Source organism: Bradyrhizobium sp. HKCCYLS3070 (genome assembly GCF_051167575.1).
Lineage (GTDB): Bacteria > Pseudomonadota > Alphaproteobacteria > Rhizobiales > Xanthobacteraceae > Bradyrhizobium.
Genome location: NZ_JBNPTI010000009.1, coordinates 217,253 through 234,711, shown reverse-complemented (window position 1 = coordinate 234,711; position 17,459 = coordinate 217,253). Strand labels below are relative to the sequence as shown.

Genomic DNA, 17,459 nt, shown 5'->3' with positions numbered 1-17,459 from the left:
GGCGCAACGCAGGACACAGTTTCCCCGGTGGCGTGGGCCAACCCACGCCACGAACCTTCGTGATGCCGTGCCGCTATGGCGCGACGCTCGTGACGGAAGCTCTCGTGAGACGGCCGAGATACCAGAGCGACGGATCGTTGCTGTAGGTGTTGACCGTCGTCTTGCTGTAGCCGTCAGGTGTGGACACGGTGACCCGCGTCGCATTGCCGTAGGCGTCATACTGGTTCGCGGTGGTCACCGTCGGCAGCACCGAACCGTCGAGGTCCGACCCGCTCGCCACGTTCTGCGCTAGCGATACCCGATAGGGCGCGCTCGACGGACTGATCGTCGTCGTGCCGGTTGCGTTGGTGAACTGGTAGGTGTTGGTCGACTGCCCCAACGTCTGGCTGCCCAGCGTCCGCACCGTCGACGCGACCATGCCGATATAGGGAAAGTCCTGCCGGAAGGTCGTGACGTCCGATATCCCGGTCTGCAGATCATTGACCGTCATCTGGCGGAAACCCAACATCCCGCGCCCGGTGATGTCTGCCTTGGCTCCCGCATACGCATACGTCGAGCTGTACGTCCCGCCCACCCCGTTCGACACGTCGACACGCGAGACGACAAATGAGGCAGACTGCAGATCAACGTAAGGATAGGTGGCGGTGGTGTCCTTGGTGTAGACCGCACTGCTCGTGATCGGCTTGTACGTCACCGCCGTCGTCACGCCCAGACCGGTCGTGAAACCGACGATATAGTCGCCCGCTCCTCCGTTGGCCATGACCGAATACACATGCGTCGCGTCAAGCAGAGTAAATCCTGCTTTGCCATCGCCCTTGAAGTCACCGCCAAACAACCAGTAGCTGGCAGTCACTGGCGCGCCGAAGTTCCAATTGTTGGGCATCGGAAGCAAATGGTAGCTGAACGTCGCATCGCCGTTGCTTATGAATTGATAGATGAAGGGACTGTTGCCGCCAATGAACGCAAAGTCCGATTTTCCATCCGCATTGAAATCACCGGACAGAGGACTGAACAATGCAGCCGGTTGCGCTCCGAAATTCCATCCCACCGAGCTTGGGATTGGAATGGTGATATAGTTGAAAGTCCCATCACCTTTGCTCTGAAATTGATAGAGATAGGTGCCCTGCAGCATCACCCAGTCGGTCTTGCCATCACCATTGAAGTCGCCACTGATGGGCACGAAAGAGTTGTCAGGCGGACTGCCGAAGTTCCAGCCGTTCGAGATCTGCAGCGCGCTGTACGCGAACGTGCCATCTCCATTGCCGAAAAACTCGTACAGATAGGCGCCACCCATCATGATGAAATCGGCTTTCCTATCTCCGTTGAAGTCACCTGAGATCGGCGTATAGTTATCTGAGGGACGATTTCCAAAATTGGTGGGACCGATGTTGATCGTGTTGCCACTGAACGTGCCATCTCCGTTGCTGAGAAACTCGTACATGAACTGGCCGCTCATCAGCAGAAAATCTGACCTACCGTCGGAATTGAAGTCACCGGCGATCGTTGTATAGGTCGCCTGCGGCGGAGCACCGAAGTTCCAGCCGTTAGGACACGGCGTCGCCACACCCCGGAACGTTCCGTCCCCATTGCTCAGAAATGTGTACACGACGCCTCCGCTCAGCATCGCAAATTCGGACTTGCCGTCACCGTTGAAATCGCCAGAAATCAGGGCGTAGCTAGAGAACGGGTCGTTGCCGAAATTCCAGCCGTTCGGCGCACTCGAATTGACGAACGTGTAGGTCCCGTCCCCCTTGCTAAGGAAGGCGAAGAGATTCGGGCCATACAGCATCAGGAAGTCAGTCCTTCCGTCGCCATCGAAGTCACTATAGATCGGCGTAAACCCGATTGCGCCTTGCAAGACATGGCCTCGGCCGGCACCGCTGGTGGTCGAGGATGGCGAGCCAAAATTCGCACCATTCGGAACCGCCATCACCGCCGCCGAAAAAGAGTCTCCCCCTCCGCTGGCCCACTGGAACGTCGACGCCGGAAGGCACGATCCGTCACCCCCACAGGCGGCAATGGATGTCACCTCGGAGACGCCGCTCGTCGGACTCTGTTGATAGGAAAGACGATAATCAGCGACCAGCGTCGCCCCGGCGAAGGTCTTGATGTTTGTTAGCCGATCGGTCGTCTGGACCAGCGAACCAGCGTGATAGTGCTGAATGACGTCCGGCCGCTGGGCATACACAAACGCCACAGAGTTATAGGGCGCCACACCGGCGGAAGCATTGCCGGTATAGACAATCCAACTTGGGACGGACTGGCCAGTCGATGCATTGGTTACGTAGGTGACCGAGAAATAGTTACCCTTGGTGTCGCTGACCTTGTTTACTCCCCAAGCCCGCGCCATGGCTTTTCCGACGACCAACATCTGAGAATCGGCCGTGTGACCAAACTCCATGACTTGGCCCGCCTTGGTGCGCACCTCGAACCACGCAGGCCCGTTACCAGCCGTTCCGTGAGAAACAATTTTCGAGTAGACGTCGATCTCGGTGCGATACTCGGCTCCATCAGCGCCATATGACCCGCTCACCAGAATAAGCCGCTGGCCATCGAGGCAGAACCGATCGTTGCCGTCGAAATTCACAGTCCCGATGACGCCGTCCTGCACCATGGTTCGCGGACACCGACCAACGGAGGGCAGTCCACCGAGGGACCAACCAACCCCCATGACGCCGTTGGCGCCGGAGCTACTGTAATCGAGCGAGAGCGAGGGCACGACGCCAGCCGTTCCGGGAGGAACGGCAATCGGAATCGAATAGGCTGCCGCGCCACCCTGGTTGACCGAGAAGCTCCCAGGCAGCGACATCCCACCTGCACTACTTAAAGTTGAATTCAACGCACAAAAAATAACGGCAAGACCGACACTTGCAGCCCCTCTTATGCCGCGCCGTGCGAAGCCCCCTCGACAGGCCCGAGTCGAAATAGCCAACATCCCTGCCCCCGCAGCATGTGTAAAGCACTGGACACAGCAAAAGGTATTTGCGTCCGACGATCAATATGCTTCAAAACTTATCCACAACAGCAGAGCGATTAGTTATCAAAGCGCACTCTGAAATTGATTCTTCCATCACGCCGCTCAATGGAAGAATGACAGCGCGCCCCGACTCCTGTTCCGGTCAGATACTTTTGTGAGGAGCCATGATTGAAAGCGTACCGCATCAACCGCACTCTTCATACGGAGGGAAAGCGCGCGCAATAAGCCGGTAGCGCGCCGCTTCATTTGTCGATGAGCCAGGAGCTCCGCCCTCGATCAACGGCAGATCAACTACCTGATGCTACAGGACGCCGAACCCGCGGGAAGTCCGCCCGGCGGGGTCAGGCCGTTCATAACGAGCACCGCGTAGCTGTCGCAAAGGCCGCCGCGGCCGCCTCCCGGAACATTGAGGAATCCACCCGTGAAGTTTGCGTATCCGCCATGAAGCTCCATGAACTGCAAGGAGGGCGAGACGCCATTCATGTCGATAAATGTGCCCACTGAAAACTTGCTAAAGGAATTAGTAAAAACAAGTTCGCCGATCTGCCCACCGAGAGTTATTCCCGGATTGCTCGCGCCGACAGCTCCGTACTGTGCGATGTTGTATGCGCCGAGGGCATCAGCCATAAAGACGTATCTGAACGCGCCAACACGCACACTGTTGACATCGAGCACACTGAACTGAGCGGCGTAGAAAGCGGTATCCGTCCCTGGATTGATGGTGTCCACGGTGAGACACTGCAATACGCCAATGCCGAGGTCACGAGACTGAATCAACGTTCCACCAGGTGCCCCTGTGTAGCGCAAGACTACGTTCACTTCTGTGGCAGGCACGTTGGAGCAATCGCCCTGCAGAATGTACAACCAGCTTCCAACCGGCGAACCGAAGAAGTTCTGCGTGCTATCGATTGAGTAGTAACCATTACACAACTGTATCGTCGGTTGATTACCTGCCAGGTCAATATTGGCTGCGATGTATCGGATCGCTCCATACGGCGTCGCAAATTCGGTCCCACTACCGCACCCTCCCTGGCCGGTACGCCCCGTATCGGAGCCGTTTGTTGCCACGTACCAGGTAAATGAAGTTGCCGTGGTGCGGGCATCTGCCCTAACCGGAAGCAACCAAAGCGCAAGAAGACAAGCAAGAAGACGCATCTGAACTCTACCCCTGATAGAGATTACCGCTCGGGAGAGCGCCACCGGCCGCAGATGAAATGCAAGAGAAGCACAACAACTACTTAAAGTAGCAAATGAGGCCCAAAGAGAGCGCCTGGGTCGATCCTCCCAGCTCTTTTTATTGATCCGCGCGCGACATTGCCCCGGCCAGCCTGAGTCGAAATACGGATCATTCCTGTCCCCGCAGTCTCTGTACATTCCGAAGCATAAACAGACGTCATTCGTATCTGGCGATCAACGAACATTGCAATCTATTCACAACATAAAGATGACAAATCGGATAGCACAACTCCTGATTATGCGCTCCAAATCTGACTCCACATTTGCGAGCAGAGACCGTCCACATATTGCAGTAATGAATGATAGCGCCGCGGTTGCACTGGGGCCGATTTTGATCCGCACGAACCTTAACCGGCTTCGTGCGCTACGCGGACGATTGCAACATCAATGTGAGCCGTCGGAAAAAGGGCGAGTTCAGCTTGGCGGTCTAGGCGCGGACGGAAAGTCGAGCTTGAGGAGTCTCCGTGCTCACCGCCGGCCGGGCACCGCGTGAACTTGCCCAAGAAAGATCCCGCCGAACATGTCGCCTCAATATGCTCGCCACGAGGCCAGTCTGTTCGATCGAGGCGATCGAAGACCTGCCGACGAATGGCGCCGGTGCCGCACTGTCGTTTATCGCGATCCTTTCGATCGGCAACGGCGAAAGGTAGGATCGAAACCCGTCGCTGGCGAACGGCTATTCCATAGCGATCGTTACGGCGGGACCACCGAGCGCCACGACACACTATGACGGCGGCCGAACGGCCTGGCTCGGTCTGCACGTGATCGCGATCTCATGGATCGGCGTAGTGCTCTAGATTGGTGACGGGCTGTCTCGTTTAGGAGGGGGCCTTTGCATACCACCCCTCCCCTTTGGCAGCTAACTCCTCCGGGAACAGTCTGTTCTCGATTGGTCCAGCGGCCGCTCCTTGCAGCCGGTCGCCCAAAGCCTGTCGTCGCGCTCGCAAATGGGTGAGCCGGTGCCGGGAAAAGCCGGTGGCAGCCAATTGCGCCGGTTAGAATTTGCACTAGATGGCCGTTCTGCCGCGCAAAGCATGAGATCAGCAAGACTCATCGAACTCGCCGCAGCAGAGGTACCCCAGCTTAGGTGCGAGCTCGGCGGCTCGACCAGCGCTGACATCGTCGCGCAAGCGATTTGAACCGGGAAATAGTTGCGAGAGCAGACACCGTCCGGTTTCACCCTCGATATGTCCCTCGTACCTCAGAAATGAAAGAAATTGGCGATGTATGAGGATCTTAGCTTTGCAATTCGAATCTCTCCGCGCCAGTCTACGCCAGAGCACGACGTCATAGCCTGCGGCCACCTTTTTCGACGCTATCAGAACCAGCGCGTCGCCGCGATCCCGCCCGCTTCTTAAGGGGCCTCTTGTGATCGGCGAGTAATCCAACTGTGGCGCACGAAGTGGCAATCCCCACGGCATCGGCTCATGCCTGCAGGCATCGCGACGAAGGATGCGATCATCTAGCGGCGCCGAATTGCGCCATCGCGGCGAAAATGTCGCGAAGGCTTTCGCCGCGTGGGGTCAGCTCGTATTCGGTCGTCGGCGGATTGGTGGGAAACACGCGGCGAACCAGCAGGCCCTGGTGTTCGAGCGTGCGCAACCGCAGCGTCAACAGCCGCGGCGAAATCCCTTTGAGGCTTCGCTGCAATTCGCTGTAGCGCTTCTTGCCCGACAGCAGATCACGCAGGACGAGCATCGTCCACTTTCCATCCAGAATCTCGACCGTGCGCTGAACCGGGCATTCCGGACCACAGGGATCGTCTGGTGCGGCGACAATGAGATCTGCAGATTTCATGACTTCACTTTTGGTAACTACTTCACAAAAGATAGTGCGCCTCATAGGTCTTGTCACGACATCATCGTCGACAGGATATGCAGCATGTTTTCAGCTCTCTTACGGATCGTTGGCATGATCCAGATCGTTCTCGGGCTGGCCTATCTCTTCGTCCCGGCGGAATTTCTCCGGCTGATTGGACACAGCGCGCCGGCAGCCGATCTTCTCTATCCGCTCGGCATGCTGGCCGCTCGGTTCATCGCGTACGGCGTCGGCTTCTTGTGGGTCAGCCGCACGCCTAACGCGCACCGGCCCTGGATCGCGCTGATGGTGCTGATCCAGACGATTGATCTTGGCGTCGGCGCCTATTACACCGCGACGGGCGTCGTGCCCCTCTCTTTGTCCGGCTTTCCGATGTTCAACGCCATCTGGATCGCGATCGGCCTGAGCGCGATGCTTCTGCGGAAGGACAGGGAAGGCCAAGCGAGCACATGAGCCGCATTGGCGCTGCGCCATTCACGCGACTGCAAGGCGCGCACGTCGATCCTCAGATGCATGCGGCTGCCATCGATCTTCCGCCTACGGCAGCGCATCTCAAATGGCTCGACGTCGATTGCCCCGGGGCTCCACGTCGATCTTGCCATCGATCGAAAGGGCCGCCATCAAAGGGGAACCGAACCAGCCACCCATGAGGCGTCGCGCGAGATCGTAGTCTGTCACCGAATATACGGCGGGATTGCGCAGCCTGCTCCGATATCATAGCGCCACGGCGAAACAGTAGTGCCCATCTTCATTGACCGTGGCGCGCCAGAGCCATCAACCAACCCACCTCCTGCCCCTTGAGCCAGTACGTTCTGACGCTGCGGGCGGCATGTCGAGAGCATCTCCCACGACCGCCGCAGTTTCGATGCCGGGACCGGCGGCCTTCAGGCGGTCGTGACCTCGTGAGTGAGCCGGCCGACCTGGATCAACGGCTGCGTCGCATCGCCGACGCCACCGAAGACCTTCAGCTCGATCTCGACGCGGGCACGGCCCGACGTCGTTGGCTTCGTCGTCGCCCGCCACGTATCGATCATCTGCGCGAACGGGGCCACGAAGGGCGGCTTCACGCCCGGATCGACCGCTGACGGGGTCGGCGTCAGCAGGTTGATCGGCAGCCGTACGCGCGGGATCGACGGCTGGCCGGCCACGATCTCATAGCTGTACATGCCCTGCATCGCGACCTCGTCGCTGGTGCCGCCATTGCCGCCGGCATAGAGCCCCGCGAAGAACGTCGTCAGGCGCGCATCGAGGTCACCGGTCGCCCCCGACATCGCGTCGAGCGAGAACGCCGTGTAGTTCAGCTGCGGAACCACCGTGGACGCAAACCGCACCTCCGGCGTCTGGAACAGGAACGCCGGGTTGGTGCTGGTGGTCTTGAGATCTGCCAGCGGGAACAGCGCGAGATTGCGCTGCACGAACACCGACGCCCAGCCGCTCTGGTATAGCAGCACGTCGAGCGGAGCGATCGAAACGGTTCGGGCCGGCAACCCACGTGCCTCCTCTTCGCCAAGATAAACCGTCTTGCCGTCGACCTGACGCGCATAGACGTAGGCGATCTGCACGCCGACGGGCAGCTCTGCCGGAGGCACGGCCTGGGGCGTATAGAGCTCGGGTGCAATCGCGATCGCAGGCGCCGGAAGCGTGGTGGTGCCGTTCGAGATCGTGTTGGCCGCCGCATTCCAGCTCGCCGCCGTTCCATCGATGGTGATGTTGACGAGATTGGTGCGCGCGTGCCCGTCGCTGGTGCTGTCGAGCGTCGACAGAAACTTCACGATCACATGCGCGGGCGCCGTCGCGAGCTTGGCGGCTCCAACCGTCTCCCGCACATAGGCATCCGCGATCTGCCTGGTCTCCAGCGCAAAGGCGGCGGTCGCCTTGCGCGCGGCGGCCAGTTTTGCCGGATCCGGCTCAGCGCCATCGATGCCGACCAGATACTGGTTGAGGTCGCGCAGGATCGCCGGATAGTTGGTGACGAATTGAGCGAGCGCGGTGAACAGGTCGGGCTCGCCGCTCAACCTGGCCGAGCCGCGCAGCGTCGGCTCGGTCGGCCGGTTGAACTCCATCGTGCAGGACACTGCGTCGGCTGCCGCCTGCTGATAGAGGTAGTCGAACGAATAACCCCAGGCATTCAGCTTCGATGGATCGGTCGTGCCCTCGCCGGTGAGCTGCCGCGCCTGCTGCGCGGAGACCGTCGGCGGCGTCGGCAGATCGCGGTTGACCACGGGAATGTTGGTGACCTGCGTCCCCAGCGGATAGCTGAACGGCCCGTTGACGAAGGCGAGCCATCGCGAATCGACATAGCCGTCGATTCCGGGGACGGTACGCCGCTCGAATTCGAGATGAGTGAGCGAGAGCGTGAGCTCGAGCGGCACATAGGCCTGGTCGACGACGTTCTTGGTGGCGAACACGAAGGCCAGCCGCGGATCGTACCAGGTCTTGCTGGCGGGATCGTAGACTTCGCCGAGCGGGACGCGCGTCGGCGTCAGCGTGAAATTCTGATTGTCCGCGGCGCCCTTGATGCTGCCGCCCGGCTGACCGTAGAGGTTCGGCGGACCGGCCGGGTTGCTATCGCCTCCGCCGGTCACCTCGGTCACTCCGAAAACGACGGCCGCACCGGCCCGATAGGCTGCGCCAAGCTGATTGAGCAGCTGCTGGCGCAGCTTCTCGCTGGCGGCGAATCCGGTTGAAGGATCGCCCGCGCTGGTCGACAGCACCGGTAGCGTCTTCAGGCTGATCGTATCGGCCAGCGATTCCTTGGTCGACAGCACGCTTCCCAGCGAACCGTCCTTGAGCGGATCGGTCACCCCGTCGATCCGGTCGAGGATGAACGCGTGCGGCGCGTAGTCGGCCGACAGGAACTGATCGATGGCATCCAGCGCGCTCTGGAACCACTGGTTCAGATCGACACCGTCGAGATGCAGCGTGTCGGTGTCGCCGCTGTCATAGCGCGTGATCGTCGCATCGCCGCTGGCAAGCGCCTTGGCGATCGGCTTCGGCGCGAAATAGCTCGGTGACGTGCCCAGCTTGAAATGGATGCCCTGCCCGGCCGCCTTGCCGAAGCGGACGGCCCAGAGCTGCTGAGCGCCGTCGGCCGCATCCTCACCGTCGCGGGACAGGCCCTGCCCGACCTTGAGATACCAGTCGGCGGTGACGAAGACCGTTTCGACGATCTTGCTGAACTCCGTGTAGGATACATTGCCGTCGCCGTCGGCACGCGGCAGGATCGCCGCGGCCACGCCGGTGCCGCCCTGCAACGCCGCCACCGCCGGGTCGACCAGCAGCGGATTGCGGCTGAGTGTGAGCGTGACATCGAGCTCGAGGATGTTGCCGGCGGCGATCGCATTGACGTCGACCGGAAGCGACAAGGTCACAGCCGGGGCTGCGGGCGCCTGGCCGCGCGTCACGAGCTTCAGATACAGCACGCACGCGCGCACATAGCCGCGAATGATGTCCGCCTGCGCATCGCCAAGATCCACATCGGGCTTTGCCATCAGCGAATTCGACAGCCGCATCGCCACCGCGTTACCGGAGACACCCGGCACGGGGACGGCGACATCGGCGGAATAATCCTGATGCAGCTGATAGTAGATTCGGGTGTAGAGCGAGAGATCGTCGGCGGCCCGCGCCGCTCCGTCCGGTCCGGCATAGGCGGCGGCGTTGAGGGATAATGCGAGCTTGAACGCGGCACCGCCCGCCGCGTCATAGCTGTAGCTGGCATTGGTATTGATCCAGGACCCCAGCCCGATCAGCTCATCGCGGTACAGCATCGACACCGCAGCCCCGTTGAGCGCGCCGCGGTACCCTTGCGGCGGCGCCTCGAACGGTGTCACCGTGGTGTTGCCGAAGATATCGCGCCATTGCAGCGCGACCTGCGCCATGGTGCCGACGCCGAGATAGGGATTGGCCGCCTTCGGCGGCAGATCCGGATCAGACGGGTCCGGCGCGGCGTTGACCAGCGCGAACTGCGCCCCAATGCCGATGGACTGGCGATAGTCGAGATCGGCGATCGCGACCTGCGCCAGGCGGTCGCCGCGCGTCCGCGCCGAGCGCGCATGGCTCTCGAACGCGCTGGACTCATCGTCGTCATGGTCTTGGGGACCGAACGGCATGCCCAGCGGAGTAGCCTTGTAGAAGACGTTGCCCGCGAGTCCCGCGGCCAGCGAGGTGTAGAGCTGATACATCGTCTTCTTGGCAAAGTCCGGCGCCGCTGGATCGTCCGGCGGCAGGCCGAGATTGTCGCGCGTCAACGAGAACCCGATGTTCTGCGGTGGCAACTGGTCGCGCAGGGAGAACAGCTGCGGATCGAGATCGAGCACGGCATTGACCGGGAACAGCCCGGGCGCTGCGCTGGCGCCACGGGCGATCAGGTCGACATCCAACCCGTAATAGGAGGCCATGCTGGCAAAGCTCATCCCGGGCGCGGCCGAGGAACTGACCTGATAGGCCAGCGGCGGGATGTAGAACACGGCGGCCAGCGCAACAGCGACTTGTGGATTGAATGTGGCGATGTCCTGGCCGGTGATCGGATGGACTGCACCGGCTGAGAACAGTCTGGCGAGCTTGTCGAGCGTGGCCTGCGCGTCGATGGCCGCCCCGGTGCCGCGAACCAGATCCGCGTCGGTCAGTTGGCGCACCGCGCCCACGATCGGCACCAGCGCGCCCGCGGCGAGCGGCTTGGTCGCGTTGACCTCGGCGATCCGCCCGGGCCCGGGGCCGTAGATCGCCGCGAGCGCATCGAGCGATGCTCCCGCCGCAACCGGTGCCGTCTGGGCGGTCGAGGCGAGCGACACCGTCTGTACCAGATCGCTCTGCGGATCGACAGCGTCGGTCGTCACGAAGGCGTTGACGAAGTCGGGAAGCGTGGTGCCGAAGGACTCGCTGCCCTGCGCCGCGAACGTCACGACCATTGTCACGATGCCAGAGCCGGAGGAATCGAAGACGGCCGCCGGCAGGCCTTCCTCGCTTTCGACGTTCTCGTAGTAGAGATAGTAGCCGCCGCTGCGGACCGTGCTGAGCTCCCACATCAGGCGGATGAACTGCGCCGGCGAATTGGCAATGCCGCGCGGCGGAGCGTCCTCGGCGCTCAGCATCAGGCGCAGCGCCGCCGCAGGATTGGTCTCGGTCGACAGGTTGGTCTGGGTGATAAAGGCGAGGAAGTCGGCGTCCGCAGGCGTCACCAGCATCGGCGCGCCGGGTCCGGACTGGTTGTAGAGCAGGAAGACGGCGGAGGCGATGCCTTCGCCCAGCGCATCCATGGCGGTCAGGATGCGCTGCAGCCGCACCGCGTCCTCCGAGCTGGGTCCGACGAGCTCATAGACGAACGGCAGCGACGGCGCCGATGCCGGACCGCTCGGCAGATCGCCTGCGCCGGTGCCCTGAGCAGCCAGCGCCGTTGTGTCCGGCAGACGCTTGATCTCAATATCGAGCCGCGTGCACCAGGCCCAGCGCCCCAGGTCCGCATAGTCGGTGCGTCCGGTCGCGGGATTGCTGCGCCCGGTCTGCGGCTGGAACTTCGGCAGCAGCGCGAAGGTCGAGCGGAGATCCGGCATGACCGCGCGGATCGACTGCTCCCGCGTGGCGACCAGATTGGTCTGCGCCGGCGGCAGGCTCCATAGCGTCGGCTGCACCTGCGCGCCGGCATCGGCCGCCGCGGCCACGCCGCTGCGGTTCGTCAGAGCCAACAGGCTCGCGACGGATCCGCTCGACCAGCGCGCGTAGCCGCTGGCGGTAAACGGCCGCGGCTGACGCTCGGCGAGCGGCAGCGCCGCAAACGTCGGGCTCGGGACGAAATTGCCCGGCGCCCTGGCCCAGCTGACGACGACGTTCAGCGCGGCATAGGCCTGACTCAGATCGACGTCCATGCTGAGGTCGGTGGTGTCGTTCAGCAAGATGAAATCGAGCGGGACGCCGTGGCTCTGAGTCTCGCGTGCGAAGCCGACCTTGTAGCTCGTGGCAGAACTGGGCGTCGGGAATTGCTGGCCGGTGAGCTGATAGACGCCGTAGCCCGATTGCGTCCTCGGATAGAGGAACGCAGGCGACAGGGTCAGTCCATCCCGGACCGGCAGCCGCAACCCATAGACCAGGAAGCGCGAAACCATGCCGGCGGTCTGCCCGACCTGGCCCGTGGCCGCGATGGCCGACCACAACGCGCCGACCGACAGGGCCTGAAGACTGCCGACCGTGAGCAGGCCGCGCTCCGCCTGCACCGAGAACAGGCCGGCGACGCCGCGATTGGCGTCCGCCACTGCAACCGCAGTGGTCTGGAACAGGCTCGCGACCGTCGACAAGGTATCGGATGACGGGCCGGAGGTCCCTGCGGTCCTGTAGGCGATCGGCCAGATCGCGAGCGGCAAGGTCGGCTGCAGCAGGCCGGCGACGCCGTAGAGCACGCTCTGTGCAGCGAGCGCGTCGATCGAGATCGCGCCGAGCTGCAGCGCGATGTCGTCGAAGCTGTCGCCCTGCCGCGTCACACAGATCTGCTCCTGGCCGTGGCTGTTGGTGAGCAGCAGGACGACGCCGCCCTGCAGCATGTGACGGGCCCGGTTGGCCACGATCAGGCGGTCCGGCGTCGTGATCCAGCGCGGCGGCAACGCCGCATCGGAATAGCGGCCGGCGATGCCTTGCAGGGTGTCCCCGCTCTGCACCACATATTCGAGGCCGTCGATATGCAGCGACAGCCCGGCCCCCAAGGCATGGTCGACATTGGGCTGTACGATATCCGCAATCGTCAAGGCATTGCCGGCGATCCCGTTGAGCTCATCGAGAATGGCACCGATGCTGCTCGTCGGCGTCAGCGGATAGGCATAGCTCTGCAGCGCGTCGGCCGCGGCCTGGAGCAGTTGGCGCGCGATCAGCGTGAAGGTATCGACGAAAACCAGGGCCGCCATCGACTCCGCCGAGCTCGTATCGGTCTCCGCGGCAAGCCGGCGCGTTTCCTTGTTCTGGGCCTCGATGTTCGCGGCGACCTGCGCGAATATCTTGCTGACCGCGGTCGCGTAGCCGGGCGTGGCCGTGGTGTAGGTCTCGAACGCAATCGGCGCGGTCTCGCCACCGGACATGCCGGGGACCTGCAGCTTCAATCCGTCGAACACCGGAAACAGCACCGAACCGGCATCGAGCTTGGTCTTCAGCCCCGACGATTGCGCCGTCGCCGGATTGAAGATGTCGAGCGTGAAACCGTCGGCCAGGAACTGCAGCAGGCCCTTGATCGACAGGAACGGATCGGCCGTGTCGGCGAGACGCGCGACATAGGCCTCGAGCTGGGTGAGCGTCACCGACATGGCCAGCGTCTCGGCGAGCTCGGCCGCATCCCCGCTCTCGTTTCCCAGTGCGTCGATGATCCAGGGGAAGTAGACCTCGGCCAGCACGTCGAAGGACGTCTTGGTGGCGGACGGCGCGCTCGCCGCGGCATCCGGCGCGTCCATTGCGAGCAGGAGCACGAATGCCCCCTGGTTCGAGGCTGCGTCTGTGGCTGCCTCCGGAGCAAGCACGGTGTACTGCGCGCCCGCCATCAGCGACAGCTTCGGCTTGTTGCCATCTGCGGCGGCAAGGCCCATCCGGCGGGCGCTAGCGGGCCCGAGCCGCTTCGGTCGCGGCTTCAAGCTGCGCGCCAGCCGCATGGCCGCGTCCGGTCCGCGCGCGTGAGCCCGCTGCATCAGCAGCGCGTCGGCGCGTGCCCCCTGAACCTCCCATGGCGCCGTGCTGGTCTGTCCGATCACGAAGGTCGCAGAGACCTGGGCCGAGAACGACAGGCTGATGGAGATCGAGAACAGGCCGAGATTGATCTTGACCTTGAGGCTGATCGTCACGCTCGCGTTGGCGACCACCGGAATCTCGCGATAGCTCTCATAGGTGAGCTGGATCGACAGCACGATCTTGACATTGACCGAGGCTGAAATGATCGCGAAGTCGACGCTGCCATACAGCAGGCCGATGATGCCGACCGTTCCCGACAGCTTGAAATAATAGTCGCTCTGCAGCGCGCCGCTGCTGGCGCGCGATGCCAGCGTGCGCGCGGGGTCATATGGATGCCACGGCGCCACGACGCCTTCGACGATGCCGAAGACGGTGAGCGCAAAGCCCGCCTTCAGAGGCCCCTTCTCGAAATTGTAGCCCAGGCCGAGCTGCAGCCCTATGCCGAACTCGATGACGGGATCGAAAGTGCCGAGGTTGGTCTTCGGGATCTTGGTCGAGGTCGCGTTAGACAGTTTGCCGATGTAGAAGCCGCCCGCGCCCAGCACCGGCACGCCGTACACGATCACCGAGATCGAGAAGGAGCGGCGGAAATCGAGATTGTACGGGAAGCCGATGTCGATGAAGAAATCGCCGTTGGTGTAGACCTTGATCCCGAGCTGCGGCAGCGTGATCGACACCGCACCGAAATTGAGGTTGCGGATGATGTCCGGGAAGGTGAAGTCGATCTGGTAGACGCCGATGTCGTCGGTGATCTTCTTGTAGAGGATGTCGACGACGAGGTTGGCGAGCCCGCCCATCTTCTCGCCGGCGAGTGCCAGCCGCAGGCCGTAGAGATTCGGGTCATTGAACACCAGCATGGCATCGATCGACCAGGCGCCGGCCACCTTCATCAGGCCGAGATGCCCGGCAATGAGCCAGTTGTTGGACTGGTCGTAATAGGGCAGTCCGGGCGTCCCGCCGTCGTCCGCATTGGGATCGACCGGATTCATCTTGCCCGTCGTGCTGGGGACAGACTGCAGTGCGCAGATCACTTCCTTGGTACTGTTGAAGCTGGAATGGCCGGTGATGCCGATGCGCTGCCCAAGCACCAGCAGGAACAGCTTGAACCATTCCTCGCCCCGGCCGGGCACCGACGGCAGGTTCTGCACGTCCTGCCCCTTGGCGGGATCGAGCAGATTCTTGAATGCCGGATCATCGGCGACGAGCGGGCTCGAGCCCTCGATGGCGAGCGTCACCTTGCCGTCGGTGCCGCGACGGAAGGTCAGCGCGGTGATGCTGATGAAGCCGAGATTGATCGGGCTCGACAGCTCGTAGCTGGCCGACAGGCGCTGCGAGAAGCTCTCGCCGCTCTTGAGCGAGACGTTGACACGCAGCGCATCGAGCGAGATCTGGTTGAGCAGGTCCCATGGCGAATCCAGCGTGAAGTAAGGATTGCCGAGCGTACGCACCAGCGCCTGCACCAGCGAGCCGATGCTCCAGCCCTTGAGGCTGAACGTGACCAGCTCCTTGCCGCTCTCCCAATCCGCTCGAAAACCCTCCCACTCGACGAACAGAATGTTGTTGGAGCCCGCCTCCGTCGTCCTGAACTCATAGCCCATCGTGAGCTTGAGGTTGATCGCCGAGTAGATCCAGGTGCCTTGCGCGAAGCCGGAGAACTGCTGCTGGGCCGGCTTCTGGCCGTCATAGCTGACGCCGAGCCGCGCCGGATCGATGCCGACGGTCTGATCGCCGAAGGCGAACGTCCAGCTGAAGCCGACGGTGATGTCGTAGCTCGTCTTCAGCTCGCCCTGCTCGGCCGGAATGGTCGCGGTGATCGCGAATTCGGAGATGATGAGGTCGCCGGGCAGGAAGCTCGGGAAACCGTAGGCGCTGCCGGGCGAAAAGAACTGGTTGATCAGGTCCGAGACCTCGAGCGGTTCCTCCAGCGAGGCGGCGAGGTCCCACCGCTTCGGCGTTTCGAACCCGTCATAGGTCACGCTGACCTTGGTGTGCAACGGGCCGACATCGAGGAAGCCTCCGACGCTCGACTTCCATTGCGTCTGCGAGGCGGTTTGCAGCGCGCCCCCTCGCGAGGTCCGGAGCATCGGCAGCGGCGCCGCCCGCAGCAGCGTCGTCGCATTGCCCCCGTCTGGCGTCTGCGTCGGAGTCTGCGCCGCGATCGAGACCGTCCCCTCTCGCACGGCAAGGATCGGCTGGTTGTTGATCTTGAGCAGATTGAGCGTGAGGCTGAAGCCGGCGTCGAACTGAAAGCTCTGCGCGCCGTAGTCGACCGCGACCGCGATGTCGCCAAGTTCGAAATCGCCGACATTCTCGACGTCGAGCACGACGGCACCGCCGGACAGTGCCGTCAGGAAGTCGCTCAGCTTCGCGGTCCCGGCGAAGGATGCGAAGAACTGCTTCGCGGAGGTGAACTGGACGGTGAACACGCCGTCGCCCTCGCCGTCGGGCCCCTTGAAGACGCTCGGCGCCAGTACGAATTCGGTCGTGAAGTCGTAGGTCTGTTGCCGCTTGGTGCCGTCGAACGGATAGGCCATCGACCATTGCAGCGCGAAGCTCGTGATCTTGAAGTCGAGCACCCCGGTCGGCGGCAGGATTTGCCAGCTCGTATCCTTCGAGCTGCCGATCTCGATCGAGACCGCCGTGATCGTCGGCGAGCGGCCGAGCGTGCCGGCGATCGAGAAGCCGTTGAGACCGACAAAGGCGAGGAACTGCTGCAGCACATCGGGAGTCGCGGCGAGATAGCCGCCATTGCCGCCCATCACCTCGATCACCGTGGCCGGCGTCAGCGGCGCGCCGCCTTCGACGACGGCAAGTGCCACCGAATAGTTGGCATCGGCGCCGGGTGTGATCTCGACGTCGAGCTGATAGGAGCCGGTGCTGCCGACGTCGAACTGCGAGGAGATCGCGAGCGTCGGCGCCTGATCTCCGGCATCCGGATCGGCGGGATCGGCCAGCACCAGCACGCCGTCGACCTCATCGGCGCCATCGGGCGCGGGAATGGTCAGAGCGAGGCTCGGATCCCTGACCGTGAACTGCGACGCGAGCTTGAACGTGCCGTCCTGGATCGCGGCCCGCAGCTGCCCCGGCGGGAACAGCACGGTCTCGCCGTTGAAGATGTCCATGTTGAGCGCGCCGCTCAGCAGCAGATCGCCGGTCGGCGCGGTGAGGCCTGGAAACAGCAGCAGGAACGGCTTGGCGACATCCGGCAGAGCGACCTTGGCAACGAAATTCTGCACCGCGCCGCCGCTCACGGCACGCCCTGCGGAGTCACCATACGGGTAGGTGCCGGTCGCCGTCGAGAACACGAAGCTGACGTTCTTCAGGGTGCCGAACTGATTGAACGGGAAGCCGCCCATGAAGGCGAAGCTGCTGGTCCAGGTCCAGTTCGACGGCGTCGCCTCGGCCTGCACGATCAGTTGGTCGCCGTCCACGGTGAACACAAGCGTGGCCTTCGCGGCCAGCGGGGTCGCGGCGCCGATGAACGGGATCGTCGCCGACTGCACCGTGAACGCCGTCCCTTCGACGGGCCCGACATCGGATTTTGCCACCGTCACCTTGAAGTCGGCCGCGGCCTTGAGGAAGAAGGCCTGGCTCAGCCAGGCGTCGTAGTCGGCGGGGACCTTCACGGCGGGATCGGCGAGGCCCGCCGTCAGGAAGGCGGCATCGAGCGCGAAGGCGGTGTCGCCGGCGGCGGCTTCGACAGCGGCGCGGAGATTGTCGATAGCGCTCATCA

Annotated in this window: 5 protein-coding genes; 1 reads left to right on the top strand and 4 read right to left on the bottom strand. The window is 62.9% G+C overall.

All coding sequences use genetic code 11. The features are described 5' to 3' along the window. Positions 1–73: 73 nt before the first annotated feature. The 3 genes from ACQR03_RS25020 to ACQR03_RS25010 form a co-directional block, all read right to left on the bottom strand. Positions 74–2,809, bottom strand: a complete 2,736-nt coding sequence (locus ACQR03_RS25020; protein ID WP_434841971.1) for an FG-GAP-like repeat-containing protein — start codon at positions 2,807–2,809, stop codon at positions 74–76. Positions 2,810–3,268: 459 nt separating this feature from the next. Next, complete coding sequence (locus ACQR03_RS25015; RefSeq protein ID WP_434841972.1) at positions 3,269–4,132, bottom strand: hypothetical protein; 864 nt, start codon at positions 4,130–4,132, stop codon at positions 3,269–3,271. Between the two features lie 1,539 nt (positions 4,133–5,671). Beyond that, positions 5,672–6,055: a winged helix-turn-helix transcriptional regulator gene (locus tag ACQR03_RS25010; RefSeq protein ID WP_315752600.1), complete on the bottom strand. Its 384-nt coding sequence runs from the start codon at positions 6,053–6,055 to the stop codon at positions 5,672–5,674. 69 nt (positions 6,056–6,124) lie between these two features. Here ACQR03_RS25010 and ACQR03_RS25005 point away from each other — a divergent pair, with 69 nt between their 5' ends. Next, entirely contained in the window at positions 6,125–6,484 is a 360-nt protein-coding gene (locus ACQR03_RS25005) for a hypothetical protein (RefSeq protein WP_315752599.1), read from the top strand. A 431-nt stretch (positions 6,485–6,915) separates the two neighbouring features. Here ACQR03_RS25005 and ACQR03_RS25000 read toward each other — a convergent pair whose 3' ends face one another. Then, positions 6,916–17,457 (bottom strand): LysM peptidoglycan-binding domain-containing protein, encoded by a 10,542-nt coding sequence (locus ACQR03_RS25000; protein WP_434841973.1) that lies wholly within the window; start codon positions 17,455–17,457, stop codon positions 6,916–6,918. Between the last annotated feature and the right edge of the window lie 2 nt (positions 17,458–17,459).